The 15981-nt window shown below is 65.7% G+C and carries 8 protein-coding genes and 1 pseudogene; 4 read left to right on the top strand and 5 right to left on the bottom strand.

Annotated features, from left to right (window positions below):
• From ABZS66_RS53730 to ABZS66_RS53720, 3 genes and pseudogenes are all read left to right on the top strand, one after another.
• The coding region (locus ABZS66_RS53730; protein WP_354771357.1) for an HNH endonuclease family protein at positions 1 to 1481 on the top strand (1481 nt) is incomplete at its 5' end.
• A gap of 156 nt (positions 1482 to 1637) precedes the next feature.
• Positions 1638 to 6284: a DUF3883 domain-containing protein gene (locus ABZS66_RS53725; RefSeq protein WP_354771355.1), complete on the top strand. Its 4647-nt coding sequence runs from the start codon at positions 1638 to 1640 to the stop codon at positions 6282 to 6284.
• 423 nt (positions 6285 to 6707) lie between these two features.
• Positions 6708 to 6821 (top strand): annotated as a pseudogene (locus ABZS66_RS53720) (IS6 family transposase); the annotation flags it as partial.
• 195 nt (positions 6822 to 7016) lie between these two features.
• On the opposite strand, the gene ABZS66_RS53715 reads toward ABZS66_RS53720, so the two are convergent.
• Complete coding sequence (locus ABZS66_RS53715; protein WP_354771353.1) at positions 7017 to 8498, bottom strand: DNA phosphorothioation-associated putative methyltransferase; 1482 nt, start codon at positions 8496 to 8498, stop codon at positions 7017 to 7019.
• 301 nt (positions 8499 to 8799) lie between these two features.
• Between ABZS66_RS53715 and ABZS66_RS53710 the strand changes: the two genes are divergently transcribed.
• The gene (locus ABZS66_RS53710) at positions 8800 to 9183 is read left to right on the top strand and encodes a hypothetical protein (protein ID WP_354771351.1); all 384 of its coding nucleotides are present in this window, start codon (positions 8800 to 8802) and stop codon (positions 9181 to 9183) included.
• Here the strand turns inward: ABZS66_RS53710 and ABZS66_RS53705 are convergent.
• From ABZS66_RS53705 to ABZS66_RS53690, 4 genes are read right to left on the bottom strand one after another with little or no spacing between them, the layout of a single operon-like run.
• Entirely contained in the window at positions 9180 to 10019 is an 840-nt protein-coding gene (locus tag ABZS66_RS53705; RefSeq protein WP_354771349.1) for a phosphoadenosine phosphosulfate reductase family protein, read from the bottom strand. The genes ABZS66_RS53710 and ABZS66_RS53705 overlap by 4 nt on opposite strands.
• The gene (locus tag ABZS66_RS53700; protein WP_354771347.1) at positions 10016 to 13591 is read right to left on the bottom strand and encodes a hypothetical protein; all 3576 of its coding nucleotides are present in this window, start codon (positions 13589 to 13591) and stop codon (positions 10016 to 10018) included. Before ABZS66_RS53700 ends, ABZS66_RS53705 begins: the two co-directional genes overlap by 4 nt.
• Positions 13588 to 14700 carry a DUF4007 family protein gene (locus tag ABZS66_RS53695; protein ID WP_354771345.1) on the bottom strand — a complete coding sequence of 371 codons (1113 nt, stop codon included), beginning with the start codon at positions 14698 to 14700 and terminating at the stop codon, positions 13588 to 13590. The genes ABZS66_RS53700 and ABZS66_RS53695 overlap by 4 nt, the downstream gene beginning before the upstream one ends.
• 10 nt (positions 14701 to 14710) lie before the next feature.
• On the bottom strand, positions 14711 to 15910 hold the full coding sequence (locus ABZS66_RS53690; protein WP_354771343.1) for a cysteine desulfurase family protein: 1200 nt from the start codon (positions 15908 to 15910) through the stop codon (positions 14711 to 14713).
• Between the last annotated feature and the right edge of the window lie 71 nt (positions 15911 to 15981).

Here is a 15981-nt window from a genome sequence, read left to right as displayed (position 1 = left end):
CAGACCCCGTGGTAAGCCCAGATGCGCTGGATGACCATCGGAAATCAGCCGCGCGTCTTCTAGTCGTGGCATCGTTCCTCTTGAACGGCGTGCTGGTCATCGATGTCAAGGCGCCCGACGAAGACTATGCCTTCGCGCTGTTCGAACCCCTCAACACCACCGGACAACCTCTGACCGCCTTGGAGACGCTGAAGCCGTTGGTCGTCCGCAGCGAAGGCGGGATCACGAGCTACAGCGCGTCGCTTTCGGCGACGGCGTTTGGTCGCGTCGAGTATTATTTCCCGCCCTCTATGCGCGCTGACGACCGCCGGAAAAAATCAGCCGACATGCTTACTGCCTTTGCGCTGGCGGACACCGGGCGAAAACTACCGGGGACTCTTCTCGATCAACGGCGGTACCTCCGCCTTCAGTTCCAGTCCGTGGCGCCGCCGGACGGAAGCGTTGCAAGGGCTCGGGCGTTCGTGGGCCAGCTTGCCGACGTTTCGGCGTTCCTATTCGAAGTCTGGCCTCGTGGCGGTCCATCCCCGCTCATGTCATTCGGCACCGACCTGGATCGCTTGTGCTTGGAGGTATTGCGATCGACTAATCATACAGTCGTCGTCGCCTTGCTGGCACGCTATTACTCCGAGTGGGCCGTTACCCAGAGTCCCGCTAGTCGGGACGAGTTCATGAGCGTCTTGCGAGCCGTTACCGCCTTCTGGGTGCTCTGGCGGACGTCGCGGGCTACGACGAGAGGGATCGACGACGTTCATCGCAAGCTGATGGCGAACGGCCACCCTGCGACGGGGCTTCCGGCGATGGCGAGGCGCGCCGCTGATGCTGGTGCGGCCCTGCCCGCCGCCGCAGATGTCCGTGCGGCCTTGAAGAGCCTTCTGGCTACCCGCGGGAACATTACCGCCGAGGCTGATTGGGCCGCAAAGGTGACGGTGCAGTCGTTGTACCAGACCAGCCAGCAGCTCGCGAAGTTCATCTTGCTGTGTGCTCAAGACGACCGGATCGAGGATCATGCCGCGCCCGGCTTGGTCAAGCGTGGCGTCCCCGGGTCCTTCCGAGCGTTGACCCCTGAGGCGTGGGAGTCCCATTACTCAGTCGAGCACATCGCACCACAGAATCTCGCCAGCGGTGATACCTCATATGAGCAGTCGATCTACGAACAGGGCCTCGTGGACCGCCTCGGGAACCTTACGTTGATGCCGGTTGACCTCAATGAGCTGATCGGCAATAAGCCATGGCCGTACAAAAGGGGCATTTACGCGGTCTTGTCCGAAACGGACCCGAATGGACGCGTGACAAAAATGCAGCAGCAACTGCCGGGTCTTGCTCAGAAGACCAGGGGCGTTCTGCAGTCGGCCTCATACCTGCCGTTTTGCGAGTTCCTCGACGGGCAGGTAGCACCGATCCTGCCCAGCACGTATGTGGTCCAGCGCGGACAGCGCCTAGCGGAGCTTGCGGTCGAGCGTCTGTGGCCAATGCTTGAATAAGCGGGCCTCCGGATCGGGCATGGACGAGCAGCCCGGGCCGGCACGCTAGTCGTCAGTCCTGCGCGCATGCCATACCCCTCATCGGTTCATAGATTCCGAACTCGTCCGTGACACCCTGATGGTTGTCCGGCTCAGCGCAAGACTCAACGGACTTTCGTGCGCCCGTCGGTCGATGTCTGGTACGGCGTGGTGGTCAACTACGCGGCAGACGCCGAGGGAGCCGAGTTGGTGGTGTCCAGCATCCGTGCCCGTGGCGGCCGTGCCGTCGCGGTGCGCTCGGACGTGACAGCAGCGGGCGGCGTCGCGGGCCTGTTCAACGGGGCACAGCGCGAGATGGGGCCGCTGGCAGCGGTGGCTCCCGAGCAGCGAGCCTGGTTCCAAGGTGTACGACCTGGCGCTCCAGCGTTACGACGGCGGCAGAGCCGTCGGCCCTTATGGTTTGAGCGCATGGTCCCCACGTTGTATTCGTCGCAGGACGCCGCCACCAACGTTGATCCTTGCCTACCGAAGCATCTGTCGGAGGCATGCGGCATCCTTCTTACCGTGTCGGTCGGGAGGAGTCCGGAGATGGATTTGGCGACGCGGTTACGCGACCAGGAATTTGCCGCCATCCGCGTCCAGCTCGAGAGCGGTCTCCGCGAGACCATCCTGAAGAGCCTGGACGAACGGGGCGGAGCGCAGGAACTGGTACGGCAGCAGTACTCGGGTCGCTACCCGTTCGAATTGCTCCAGAACGCCAACGACGCGGCGGTCGATGCTGGAACTCCAGGTCGTGCGTACTTCTTGCTGACCGACACCGCTTTGATTGTGGCGGACGACGGGTTGGGCTTCGGCGATCGGCAGGTGGACGCCATCTGCTCGTTGGGGCGGTCGTCGAAGGGTCCCGGAACCGCTGTCGGGCACAAAGGGCTCGGCTTCAAGTCTGTCGGCGAGATCACCGACCAGCCGCAGATCGTCTCGGCGCAGGCGTCGTTCCGATTCGACGGCGAGCGGCTGCACCGAGAACTGCTCGAACTGCTCGGGACCTTGCCTGCTAGGCAGAGGTTTCCCGTTTACGCGTTTCCCTTTCCCGTCGCCGACGCGGATCTCGGATCAGATGCGGCGCAGGTGCGCCGGCTGCGCGCGGAAGGGTTTCTGACGATCATCCGGTTGCCGCTGCGCGAGGGCGTTGAGCGGCAGACCGTCGCCGCGCACTTGGTGGAGAACCTTCGTCCGCGGCTGCTGTTGTTCCTGCCTGGGATCGACCGGCTCGACCTGCACGGCACGCCCTCGGACTTCTCGGCCACCGTCACCCGTTGCGAGGACGGCGGCGCGGAGCACGTTCGGCTCGAGGCCGGCGGGACGGTCGAAGAATGGCTCATCTACCGCGACGAGGCAGCCCCCGACCCGCGGGTTCTGGAGCCGCTGGGTGAGGCCTGGACCCAACTCAAGACTGTCCGATGGGCCGTGGCGGTTGCCCTCGACGAGGCCCGCCTTCCGCGGACGGACGAGACGTTTCCGCTGCACGTCTACTTTCCGACCGAAGAGATTCCTGGGCTGCACGTCATGGTGCACGCCGAGTGCGTGTTGGGCATGGACCGACGTCACCTGGCCCCGACGCCGGAGGCCGAACCTTACAACCGGATGCTGCTGGCTCACGTTGTGGAGTTCATCGAGGACCGCGTCGCTGTCGACCTTGTGGTGCGCAGTGGGGCCAGCGCCGCCGCGGTCAGGGCGATCGTGCCGGCTCTGGTCGCGCCCAACGCAGGAGCCGGAGCTCAGTTGCGCCAACTGTGGACAGAGGCGCTGAACCGGACCTCCTTCCTCCCGGTCGTCGATGGATCGCTGGCCAGGCCCGTCGATGTGTGCCTGCTCCCACCCAGCATCCCTAGCCGGGCTGAGGCCCATGCGCTGGCTGTTCTCGACGGTGGCACCACGCTGCGGCCGGACATCGAGGAGCTGGCCGCCACAAGGGCGTTCCTCCAGTCCGGCTCGGCAGGGCGCGTCATGGAGGTCGACGAGTTTCTGGCGCTGCTAGAGCCGCCCAGCCGCGACTCCATCGGCGCCTACTACGGGTTCCTCCTCAACTGGCGCAACAAAACCGGGCAGCAGCTAGTGCCGCGGCTGCGCAAGGTGCCGAGCGTGCTAACCACCAGCGGTCGGCTCCTGACGCCTGGCGAGCAGGTGGTCTTCTTCCCGCGCGGGCGCGGCGACTCATCGATCCCGCCCGACATCCCGGTGCCGATCGCCGAGGTTCCGCCAATCGAGGGTGTTGAGGGCTTTCTGAAGGACCTGGGAGTGAGGCCGTTCGAGTGGCGTGACCTGATTCGGGACTTCTTGATCAAGATTTTGGTCAACCCGCAGGCCGACCCGGACGAGCGCCAACGAGCGATGTCGGGGCTGCGGGCGTACCACCGAGTCCGCCTGGCTGGAAGCGAGGAACTGGTGCCGGTGTTGGGGCGCGTTCTGGTGCCAGTGCGTTCCGCCGATGGCACGCGGCGGAGCCTCCGGGCCGGCGCCGAGGTCTACTTCGGTGCCGACTGGACCCGCTCGGACGATCTGGAGGTGCTTTACGGGCCATTCGGCCAGGCCGAGTTCCTCGACGTCCAGGTCCCGTTTGACTTCGACTCGTTTCAGGCTGACATGGACTTCTACCGGATGCTCGGCGTCATCGACCACCCCCGGCTCGACGCGGCCAAACCGGCCGACTACAACGGTTACATGGTCGGGCACACCCACCGCCATCCGCATCGTGGGCCCGTGTTCGAGGAGTGGATGGCGCAGCCGCAGGTCAGCCGGGCGGCGCGTTGCCCGCAGGGCCATCCGCAGTCGCAGCAACTCTGGCTGTCCTACCGGCTGGACCGGCACCTGGATCTGATCGAAAGCCGGGACGAGCGGCGGCTCCTCGCGCTCTGGAGGCAGTTCGCCCTTCGGTGGGGCACCGTCTATGAGCCAGCGATGTGGGCGGTCTTCCGCTGCCTCCACACCGGCCACTCCGGCGATCGGGACCGTACCTGCGAGTCGTTGTTCGCCCACGCCCTTCGTTCGCGGCCGTGGGTTCCGGTAGACCGTGGCGGCGACACCGATGTCGTACGCCCCGAGGAGGCATGGGTCGACGAGACCGACATGCCGCGCCGCATCAAGGAGCGCATCCCGCGTATCACCGAGTCGATGTACCGGATGCGTGGTGGTGGCGCGCTCGTGGCCGCGCTGGGGCTGACGGACGCCGCGCGACCGAAGGCGAAGGACCTCCTCCCGTTGCTCGACGGCATCGCTACTGAGGCGGTCGAGCTCGGCGAAACCACCCGTGAGATCGAACTCGCCGCCCGCTACGTCCAACGCGCCCTCGAAGAAGTCCTGGGCGACCAGACGACGCCGCACCCCAAGCCGGATACCGTTCGCGTGCTCGCGAGCCACAACGGTCGGCCGACCTTCGTTGCGCGGCCGCCGTGCGCCGAAGACCCGCTGCTGCGGGACACCTGGGAGCAAGACCGCCCCGTGCTGAGCGCCGAGCGACTCAACCGGCTCGTGCGCTACTTATCCCTCACCAAGCTAGACGACGTGGTCAAGACGTCGGCCATGCCCGGCGGTCCCCATCGTCACGACGCGGCCCTCGCCGCGGTCCACGCCCTGGTAGACGATGTCAAGCCCTACTTGCTGGCGCTGGTCCGGGCGGAGTACCCCCGGGCCGAGGGCGGCGCCCGCAACGCCCTTAGTCGGCTGGAGCTGGTTGTCTGCGACAGCCTTGTGCTTCGCTACGAGTACGACGGCGTGACGGTCGAGCGCGAGGACGCCGTCTGTTATATCGCCACCCGTCCCGAGCGGCGCCACGGTCGGGCCTACCAGATCGGCACCGCCTACCTCGAACTCGATCCCACCGCCGGGGTTCCGCACTGGTTCCCGTTCGGTCGCCAGCTCGCCCAGCACCTCGGGACTCCAGCTCTGGCGGATGCCGTCACGATGTTGTTCACCGCTCGGGCCGACGACCGCCGGCGCATGATGGCCGATCGGCGCATCCGACCCGAGGACATCACCGAGGCCCGCGAGCAACTCGGGCTCACCGTGGACGACGACGAGCCGGGCAACGTCCTCGATTCGTTTCTGTCGCAGGCCGGCCGGCAAGCACCGGGCCGAAGCGGGGAAGCGACCGCGGCGCCGTCTCCGCTGCCGTTCCCCCGACCGGTGGTGTCCGCACCGCCCGCGTCCGCACCGGCCCCGCCCTCACCAGTCGCCGCGAAGCCGACCGAAACCGCCGGACAGTCGCCGACTACGACGCCGCTAGTACCCGTGGACTACGGCAAGGTGCGGATCGTCGATGGCCAGTTGGGCTCCTCCGTTCCACCGACCGGCGGAAACGGGCGGAGCTGGACGGGCGGCGGAACCTCGACCGCCCCGTCGATCCAGTCAGAGGCGGAGAAACGCCAGATCGGCAGGCGCGGCGAGGAGGTGGTGTACCACGCGGAACGCGAGCGGCTATGCAAAGCGGGCAAGAACCCGGACCTCGTCGTCTGGGTGTCGCAGGACGACGAGCTGGCGCCGTTCGACATCCAGAGCATCGACATCGACGACCAGGTTATCAACATCGAGGTCAAGTCCACCAAGGCGGACGACCCCGGGGAGCCCTTCTACCTCTCCCAAGCCGAGCTCCTCGAGGCCAGCCTCCATGGCAGCCGCTACTTCATCTACCGGGTCACCAACGCCGTTACCGCGGCTCCGACCATCACCCGCGTCGCCGACCCGCTACGGATGATCAAGGAGGGCAGAGGTCGGCTGCTGCTGGACCGGGCGCAAATGACACTCGCGTTCTCGAACACCAGCGACTGAGTGGCAGATGTGAACCACGCCGCGAGCCGAGCACCAGTCGTGCGCAGCGCACGGGGCGTTGTTCTCGTGCCGTGGGTGACATCCGCCTGTATCGCAGAAGTGTCCTGGGAGGAGGTAGCCAAGAGGCGATCTCAGCCGAACGTGTGGCCAGCCGCAGACCAGGACGGACGTCGTCGCTGATCGTTGGTCGTCCGGGTCGGTCCGGGTATGGCCAGTGCCGGCGGTCCGGTCGGCGGTGCGAGGCCAGCAGGGTGGCGGGGGTGACGATCCTCAATCCACCGTCGGTAAGAGCGCTTGCATGGCGCTGTTGCATGGGCCGTGGGCAAGATCGAGGCACGCTTGCGGGGCGCGGCTTGCTACCCGCCGGCGTCCGGCGTTGCCACTGCGGTCGGCACCTACCGGGCTCCAGTTCCGCCGGAGGTGATGGTGGTTGTAGTCCGGCGGTACCTGCGATACGCGCTGTTCTCCCGCGACGTCGAGGACCTGCTCCTGGAGAGCGGAGCCGAAGTCGACCACGTGACCGTGTTCCGGTGGGTCCAACGGTTCACACCGCTCTGACCGACGCAGCCCGACGCTGCCCGACGCAGCCCGACGCAGCCCGACTCAAGCCGGCATGCACCCGGTGCCCGGCGGTTCAGCCGTCAACCTCAACGGTGTCTGGCAGTACGTCTTTCGCGCCGTCAGTTCGTGCTCGACTGAACGTCGCCGGTACCGCTACAGCTGCGATCCAACCTAGTCGGCCGTTAAAGCAATTCGACTGATGCGGTGACCGGAAATCTGATAGCCGAGGTCGTCGAGGCGGCGTTGCCATCCGTTGCGGGTGCCTATAGTCGAAGTGACGTCAAGCAGCCCGGCGCGTTCTTCCTGTCGGGTGAGCCGGGCGAACTTCTCGCGAGCCGGGTAGTCAACCGGTACGAACGTCTCTTTCCGGTGAAGGACGGGCGGGTTTGCCGAATCTCTAAAGTCGAGGTACTTCACGTGCAGCCGACGGAGGTCCGCCCGTAGCGATGTTTGGAGTGCGGGGTGGGGATCTCGGTCGAAGTCCGGGTAGGCGAGATAAGATACCTTTGCGTCGGTTCTTGAAAATTTGATGAGCGTGGCTTCCGCGACTGTTCCTGTGAGAGCCCGAGCGCAGCCTTCGTAGACGCGCAAAAGTGGACTGAGCGAGTCGAGGGCGCTGGTATGTACATACAGCGCATCGGCAGTGAGTTTACCGACGTGGGATTGGCCGCAGGCAGCGTTGAGCGCCTCCTGGTCGGCAACGCTATGCAGCAGATGGTCGGCCTGGTCGCATGCAGCTCGATACGATCCGAACAGGGCTTTGACGTCAAGGGCGATGTCTCTTGGCAGGTTGGACACCTTCGGGCGTCCCGTGAAAGCGGCGAGCGCTAGATAGACGAGAAGGTCGTCCGCAGCGCGATGCCGCGCGGATTCGACGTCCTTGTCCCAATCCTGGGCACCGACGGCTTCTCGGAGCATCGCGGCGGCGCGTTTGATCGAGGGGAAGACGGTAAGAAGCTGACCCGCGGGGCCGGTCAGTTCCCATGGTTCCGGGAGCCTGCCGCGGCTCGTAACCAACCGGGATAATTCCTCCAGCGCATCGCGATGGGCGTCGAAGAGGTCTTGGCGGATCTTAGGGTGGCGCACCGGAACGGGCCGTTGCCGAATGCGGGAGGCCAGGAAGGACTGAGCGCGGGCTTCCTCACGGAAGACGTAGAAGATGCCAGGTGCTGCGGCGATGCAGCTGGCTTCGAGCTCATCGTTGATCCACGAGCGAAGGTCCTCCTGAGTGAAGAACCGTTGGAAGGTGCCTCGGCCGGTGATGATTCCGTCGCCGTGGCGTTGACCGCTAACGGTTCGTGCCTCCCAGTCGGGTCGTGCTGCGACGATCAGGACGTTTTTGGCGAGGGACCAGGCGGATCGGAGTGCGTGTGCGCGTTCAGCCGGGTCTTCGATGACGTTCACGACGTAGCCGAGGTTGACGACGTCAGCGGCCCGGATGTCGGCGTCTGGGTGGTGTCCTGGGTCCCACCCATGTGCCTTGTACCCAAGTGCACGCATGCGTGTCACGTCGTCGCCGCGCCCGCAGCCGTAGTCGAACAAGCTCGACTCGTGGGTGAGGATGCCGTCGGCGACGGCGAGCGAGATGGGCTTGGACAGGTGTGGCCGTGTGATGGCCGTACGGTCACGTGAGATCGGCCGTATACCGTCCATGGTTCCTATTCTGCATGCCCACGCACGTTGTCTGCAGTGTGCTTGTGAGGCGAGGTCCTGGGTAGGTCCGCGTCGTCTGCAGGGTCGCTCAAGGTCCCGCTCTCGCCGTCGGACCGGCAGGAAGGCTGGGCCGGCTTCGTGGCTTGGCATGGCGGCGTCGTCGGCAAATGCAGACGTTTAGCGGCACTTGGCGAGCGGTAGTCACTCCGTTGTGGGCGTCGTCGGGGCCAGGTCGACTTGACCTTCTGCAGCGTTCACGGGTCACTGTCTAGGGATTTGCCCAATAGACATTGGAGTACCGGTGATATCCGAAGCACGTCTTCGTGACCGCCGCGAGGTGCAGATTGCCTTTGCCGTTTCCCATGAGTCTTTCCGGGAGATAGTCGCCCCGATTGTTCCGCCATCGATGGTGGAGCGGTCGACGGGCACTTTTCGTACGCCGGAGTTGATGATTGGTCTGTCGGAATCATTGGTAGCGGACCTTGTCGATCTGGAGCAGGCCCAGGCGGTCGGCCCGGTAATTGGGCTTTTCGTGCACACCGTTAGTCGCCGCGCCGCCGCGATTGGCGTATTTCCAGCGGCTGGCGCGGCGAGCAACTGGTGGTCACAGCCGTACAATAAGCTGGCGAAGAACCGGGACGTGTTGTTCCTGGTGGTGCCCGTTGTCGAGGGGCTTTCCGGTTAGAGGTGGCAGACGGCGCAGCCGGCCTCGTCGTTGTCGTCGTCGAGTGCGTCGGCGAGAACCTCGATCAAAGGCAGGTTCGGGCGCGGCTTTCGCGCGGCCCGCTCAAGGGCAACGGCGTGGCGCTCCTCAATTTCGGTGCGGCGGCCGAGGAGCTCTCGCAGTGACTCACCTTGTGACCAGGTGTACTGCCGGCCACGCATTGCAGTTTCCTGGTAGTTGACCTTGTCTTCGTACGCGACGGCCTGTTCGAACAGTTCGGGGTGGCGATCGGCGAGCCCGAGCCACTCGTGCTTGCGCTGGAAGAAGCAGAAGTAGCAGCCGGAGCGGGTGCGCCATTCGTAGTAGGCGGGTAGGCCGGTGCCGGCCTCCTCGAGGATGCGGTTGACGCCGTCGCGGTCGATCCCGTCCTCCCGGAAGGGGAAGACGGCCTTGATGTTGGGCTTGGTGCTGACGTATCCGAGGCGGTTTTCGTCGGCGCGGATAGCCACGTATGAGATCGCTGGGCTGTCGCCGAGCCACTCTTCCAGCGGCTTGATCTTGAGGTTTTTGGTGCACCAGCGCATGGATGCGCTGGGTAGGGTGCCTTGGTAGACCTGGAGCCAGTGGTCGAAGTCGCGGGTGGCGTTTAACCGGACGATCTCTTTGCCGAGTGCAGCTTCGAGGCGGTTGAGGTAGTCGTATGTCTCGGGCAGCTCCGCGCCGGTGTCGCAGAAGAAGTACTCCATCTGCGGCACCTTGGATCGCATGTAGATGGCCAGGGCGGAGGAGTCCTTGCCCCCAGAGATGCCGAGGACGTGGCGGGTCTGGTCGGGGGTGCGCGGCCTGGGTGCGGTCATCGTGTTGGCTTCCTTCGAGAGCGTGGTGCGACGTCGCTGCCAGTGTCCTGCTCGTGTATGACATTTTCGGCGAGGAGCGCGAGTAGGACCCGTTCCCCGTGTTCGCCGATTTCACGGCGGGCGTCCGCAATCGCCTTCGCAACGAGCTTGTGAGCGGCGGCGCGCTGGGCTTCCGGGATGTGGACGACGGTGTGTACTTCCTGGCCGTCGGCCTGGGTCAGTGTGATCGCGCGGGTGCTGAACGAATCGTCGGCCTCGACGGGTTCGACGGGTTGGTGAAGGTGGGCGAGGCGTTCGATGGAGCGTGCGACGGCGCGGACCTCATTGCCGAAGGTGGTGATGTCCCCGTCGCGCCAGTCCGACAGTCCGCGGCCCACGATCCGCACGACGAACGGATCGACCCAGTCCTCGTCGCTGAGCGCCTCGTCCTGGGCGAGGGCAATGACACCTCGTAGACGTGCCTCGACAAGGGTGACGTCGGCGAGGTGCCTGGTCATCGCGGCGAGCTGCTTGCGGAGTTTAGGCAGCTGGGCCGGCAGATGGAAGGCGTTGGCGATCGCCTGGATGGCCTGCTCGCGCAGGCGCTGGTCAGCGTCGGAAATCTCAGCCAGGGCGGAGGTGAGCGACTGCGCGTAGGTGCGTGCAACCTCGGCGCCGACCTTCCCTCGCGCAGGGATCGGAGGGAGCCCGAGAGCGACCGGGAGATCGTTGAACAGAAGCGTGTCCGGTTCACGCGCCACCTTGAGCGCAGTCCGTACCGCACGGGCCGGCTCGCTGAGCTGCTGGGTTCGGTCCGCATATGAGGTCAAGGTCCGCGCACGGTCGAGGAGATCCCGGGTGATGGCCAGCGGCGCCACATTACGCACGTTGGGCGGCGGGGCCGGAGGCACTCGGGTGCCGAGCTCCTGGGCGATCTCGGTGACGACGGCTTTACGCGGCCCGGCCTGGACGCCCATCGCCTTGACGGAGAACCGCTCGGGGTTCTTGAGCATTCGTTCGGCCAGCGCCTCGGTGAGCCTGGTCTGGTAGGTGCCGTCCTCGAAGACTGCGATCTCTTGGCTGTTGATGATCAGCGCGGTGAGCACGATGATCGGGATGACGCCGGGTCGGACACCGAAGGGCGGTGCCTCCAGCAGGTCGTTGAGCGCGTTGAGCGGCAGTGGCTGGTCGGTTGCTGTCTGCATGCGCGCGCACATGGCGCTCCACGCAGGGTGCAGTGGGTTGTCGGCGTCCGGCTCGCAGAACCCGAAGGGTAGGAGTTCAGTATCTTCGTCGCTGCGGCTCTCGGTGGGGCGGTGCAATTTGAGGAATTCCAGTACACCGCTGTACATGGCCCGCTCGGGCCCGTAGCCCTCGATGCCAAGGTATCGCCGCGTAGGCGAGTTGATCATCGCAAGGATCAACTCGCGTCGAGCTTTCGCTCCTTGGCTGGTGAGCGTGTGCCGGCCGAGCATCTCGTTGCGGATGTGTGGCGCCTGAGGGAACACGGTTTCGCAGGCGCTGGAGACGAGCGCGGCGAGGCTTCGTCCCGTGATCTCGGGAGCGGATTCCGACCAGCGTGCGGTGCCGGCTTCACTGGTGAGCAGGAACCAGCTGGCGGCCGGTTGGCTGGGTGCGAACGCTTCGGCGACCCGGGTAGCGAGTTCCGCTCCGGCCTGGGCGGTTCGCTCACTGACCTCGTGGCTGGCGACCGCGTCGAGGTCGACGTTGTCGGGAAGTTCCTGGAGGGCATGCAGGTAGCGGGCGGCACTCAGGACGCCCTTCGCGTCCGCGGTCACGCCGACGATGACCGGTCGTTCGGTACGGATGGCCGGAATGGAGTCGACGTCACCGAAATGGAACACGAGGAGACCGTCGGCAGCTTCTGCGGCGGAGGGCCCGGTGATGGTGGGAGATGCTACGTCGGTGGCTTTGGTCAGGAAGTGGCGCAGCATGCCGGTGCGTTGGCTGTGTTTGCCGGCGACGACTGCGGTCGGCAAATAGTTGGACACCACGCCGACGGCGGCGTGATCGTCACAGCTGTTGATCAGCAATTCGATGTGGCCGGTGAGGTCGACATCGCTGCCGCGCCAGACCCGGTACTCGTCGCTGAACTCGCGGTAGACCAGGAAGCCGCGGGTGCAGAGGTCGGTGACACGGTCGGCCAGTTGTTGCCGTGTTGCGTCGTCGTTGATCGCGGTGGGATCGCACAGCGCGAACAGGATCGTGTCCATGCTCGCCCGCAGCGCGCCAGAGGAGTCGACGAGGTTGAGCATGCCGATAGTCTTGAGGATGACCTGATCTTCCTCAGGCAGGCCGTTGGCCTCGGTGATGCGGTTGTCGATCTCCATCCAGCGGCTGGCGTTTGCTGAGGCGAGGATCGTTGTTCGGCCGGTGGTGAAGAAGTAGTCGAAGACATCGGCGAGATGGATCGTCGACGCCGACGCAGCGTTGGCCGTTGCGTAGCTTTCGAGGAACCGCCGGACGGTGTGCGGTTCATCATTGGCGATGAAGCCCGTCATGCTGCGGTCGTGTTGGCCGATCTGGGCAGCGAGTAGGGGCGAGACGACCGTGGTGAGCGGGTGGAGCGGGTAGACATCGGCGAACATGTCGCGGTCAGCCGGCAGGATGCCTTCCAAACCGCGTGCGGTCCACGCCTCCGCTGACGCGGCGGCGTGAGCGGCGATGAGCTTGCGTCCCCTGGCAGAGACATTGTCTTGCTCTAGCGTGCGTCGGATCAGCTCGACGGCATCACCGAGGTGGGTGGTCATGAGGACGTCTTCGAACCGGCCCTGGATCTTGGCCCATTCGCGGGTCTGCAGCGCCGTTGTGCGCGAGGAATAGTCAGCGAACGACAGGTGCTGCAGTGTCAGCAGGTAGAGCGGCAATCCACGGGTGCCGGCGCCAAGCTCGGCGAGTTCCTGCAACAGGAAGACGTCGCTGCCGGCATCGGCGAACTCGCCTCGCGAGGCCAGGTGCTCCAGCGTCTTGCCGAACTCGTCGATCACGAGGAGTGTCGGGACGTGCTGGCAGAGGACTCGGATGGCGGCAAGTACGTCTGAGTTGCCGAACCCTGGCTCGCTCAGGGGTACGAGCGCTTCCCGGACATCCTTTGGCGTCTGTTTGCGGCTCCATGCGTAGCTGACGCCGTCGCGCAGCGCACTTGCGACGCTGTCGAGCAGCGGCTCGCGGCGGGCGGTCGTGACGCAGGTGATGAGTCCTTCGGGCGCGAGACTGTCACGCGCTGCAGTGAATCGGTGGGCTAGAGCCGGGCTCGCCTCGGCCAGGACCTTGTCGGCCTCGGCCCGGCGGGCGATGTCGCGGCCGAGCAAGGAGGCAGTGACCAGGGCGAGGGTCGACTTGCCGGATCCGTAGGGGCCGGTCAATGACCAGGCGCGGGTGCGCGACGGATCCTCTAGGGCGGCGGCGACCCGGTCGAGCATGTCCTGGGCGCGGATACCGACGTGCACTGGTCCGAGATGCGTGTCCCGAAGGTCCCGCTCCAGATTCGTCGACCGTAGGCGGTTGCTGACGATCGTGATTCCGGCGGGTGCCTGCCGCGTGGCCTTGGTCGCGCGGTGCTTGGTCGTCATACCCCAGCTCCGGTCAGTCGGTCGAGCGTGCGCTGGTCGAGGAGGTCGATGCGGTTGCGCCGGTGTATCTCGCGCAGCACTCCAGCTGGCTGCCCGGCATACCATGCCTCGCGATCAGGGAAGCCTGGCTGCGCGCGAACGTTGTTGTAGTAGCCGTCCAGCACGTCCCAGGCGAGAGCCTTTGGATCCCTGGCGAAGGCGAGACTGCGTTGCCCAATGCCTTCCACGACGGTTAGTTCTGGGTGTTCGCTCGCCACATCGTGCAGCGCGTTAGCGATCTCAGGCTCGCGCAGTCGGAAGGCGCGTCCGGGTCCGCCCGGTTCGTTGGCCAGTCGTGCGAGCGCGATCGAGCCGCCCAGCCGCAGCGACTCGTTGCGTGAGGCGTAGTCGAGGCAGGCGTAGGCCACCAGCCGTGGCGGCAGCGAGGTGCGGGCGTTGTTCGTGAAGTGCCAGCGGTGGGCGGCGTTGCCTCGACCGAACCCGGTTGCTTCGAGCAGGCCCAGCTCGCGAAAGGGCGAGTCAAGGAGGTCCTCGAAGCTGCCCGGTGAGTTGGCGTTGGGATCACGGCGCCGGGCGTACATCTTGGTCAGGCAGTCTGCGTCCTTAGCGACTGACGCTTCGGCCGGCGATTCCCAGCCAGCGAGCCGGACGTGCCGCAGCGTGGTCTCGGTGAGGTCGTTGAGGGTGAATCTGGACGTGGACTGCGCGTGGAACGCGACCCACCAGGTCGGCACGTAACACGGCTTGGCCAGCAGCCACCAGTGCAGAAGCCACAGGCTGGCGGCGTCTTCGAGATACGGGTCGGCGCCGTCTTCGTTCAGCAGCCATCGGGCTTCCCAGGTCGGGGCCGCGGCGTAGGCGCGTGAGGTGGGGTCCTTCAGGTACTCGACCGTCAGCTTGAACGCATACGACCAGAAGCGGATGGCGTTGACCATGTTCTTACCCACGCCGAGCGTGACGGTGGCGTTGTCCCGCAGGAAGACCTCATTGCCGACGTTCGGGTCGGTCAGTGCGCTGTAGCCCTTGTGGAGCCAGCCGAACCGGGGGTGGAAGGTTTCATGGCGGGAGAACGACGGCTCGGCGACGTCTTTGAGCTTCGTTTCAAGCATCCTGTCTCCGCTATTCTTCCGGCCCAGCCGTTGAAGGCGTTGCCTCAACGGTTGGGTCGCCTATGGTGGCGCGCACGTGGCGTACGGCCTCGGTGATGTAACCGACGGCCCTGTCGATGTCGTCGGTGGTGGTCGCATAGCCAAGCGAGAAGCGGACGGTGCACTCGGCCTCGTCGCGCGTCAGTCCCATCGCCAGCAGGACCCGGCTCGGTTCCAAAGCCCCAGCGGCGCAGGCGCTGCCCTCGGACGCGGCGACGGCCGGCATGGCGGCAAGTACGGCGTCGGCGGGAAGCCCGCTGAAGGTCATGCTGGACACACCCGGCAGCCGGCTATCGAGCCTGCCGTTGAGTCGCGTGTCCGGCAGTTCCGCGAGCACTCCGGCCTCCAAACGGTCCCGCAACGCACGAATCTCAGCGACTTCTTGATCAAGCCTGCTCGCGGCAGCTGCGGCCGCGGCGCCAAGCCCGACAATGCCCGCAACGTTGAGGGTGCCGGGTCGCCGACCGCGCTCGTGACCGCCCCCGAAGGCGAGCGGTTGGATCGCCACGAGAGCGCCGCGCCGAACGAACAGGGCGCCGACGCCTTGGGGACCCCCGAACTTGTGCGCAGACAGCGAGAGCAGGTCGATGTCGAGTTCCCGCACATCGATCGGAAGCCGACCGACGAGCTGCGTGGCGTCGGTATGAACGAGCGATCCGGCATCATGGGCGAGCTTGACGACCACGGAAAGATCGTTGACGACGCCGGTTTCGTTGTTGGCCGCCATGATCGACACCAACGCTGGGCGCTCGGCGAGTGCCGCTTCAAGGTCGTCGAGGCGAAGCGTTCCGTCGTGATGTACCCGGACGGTATACACGGTCGAGGCGCAAGCTGCCGCGACCGCTTCCGCGGCCTCGGTAACTGCCGTGTGCTCGACGGTGCTGATCACGATCGCTCGACCCGGCTCGACTGCAGACCGTATCGCCAGGTTGTTCGCCTCGGTGGCCCCCGAGGTGAACGTCAGTTCTGTTGGGCTGCAATCCAACAGAGCGGCAAGGTGCGCGCGGGCTTGTTCGACGGCACGAGACGCCTGTTGGCCAGGACTATGTGCGCTCGACGCATTACCGACCGTGGCTAGCGCTCTCGTCATGGCATCGAGCGCTTCGGGTCGGATCGGCGTGGTGGCGTTGTAGTCAAGGTAGACGATGGGATCGACGCTCGATCGGCCCATGATCATCCCCTTCGCGCCTCACCTAGCCAGTGGCCTGGGGAGACTCTGCGGAACTCCGACACGCGTCCCCA

Origin of the sequence: Dactylosporangium sp. NPDC005572 (genome assembly GCF_040605515.1) — a bacterium.
Classification (GTDB): domain Bacteria; phylum Actinomycetota; class Actinomycetes; order Mycobacteriales; family Micromonosporaceae; genus Dactylosporangium.
This window is presented reverse-complemented; position numbering and strand designations above follow the sequence as displayed.

Excerpts from the sequence above, each read along its gene's own strand:
- ABZS66_RS53715 (WP_354771353.1), bottom strand. The coding sequence starts at position 8,498 with ATGGACGGTATACGGCCGATCTCACGTGACCGTACGGCCATCACACGG.
- ABZS66_RS53705 (WP_354771349.1), bottom strand. The coding sequence starts at position 10,019 with ATGACCGCACCCAGGCCGCGCACCCCCGACCAGACCCGCCACGTCCTC.
- ABZS66_RS53700 (WP_354771347.1), bottom strand. The coding sequence starts at position 13,591 with ATGACGACCAAGCACCGCGCGACCAAGGCCACGCGGCAGGCACCCGCC.
- ABZS66_RS53695 (WP_354771345.1), bottom strand. The coding sequence starts at position 14,700 with ATGCTTGAAACGAAGCTCAAAGACGTCGCCGAGCCGTCGTTCTCCCGC.
- ABZS66_RS53690 (WP_354771343.1), bottom strand. The coding sequence starts at position 15,910 with ATGGGCCGATCGAGCGTCGATCCCATCGTCTACCTTGACTACAACGCC.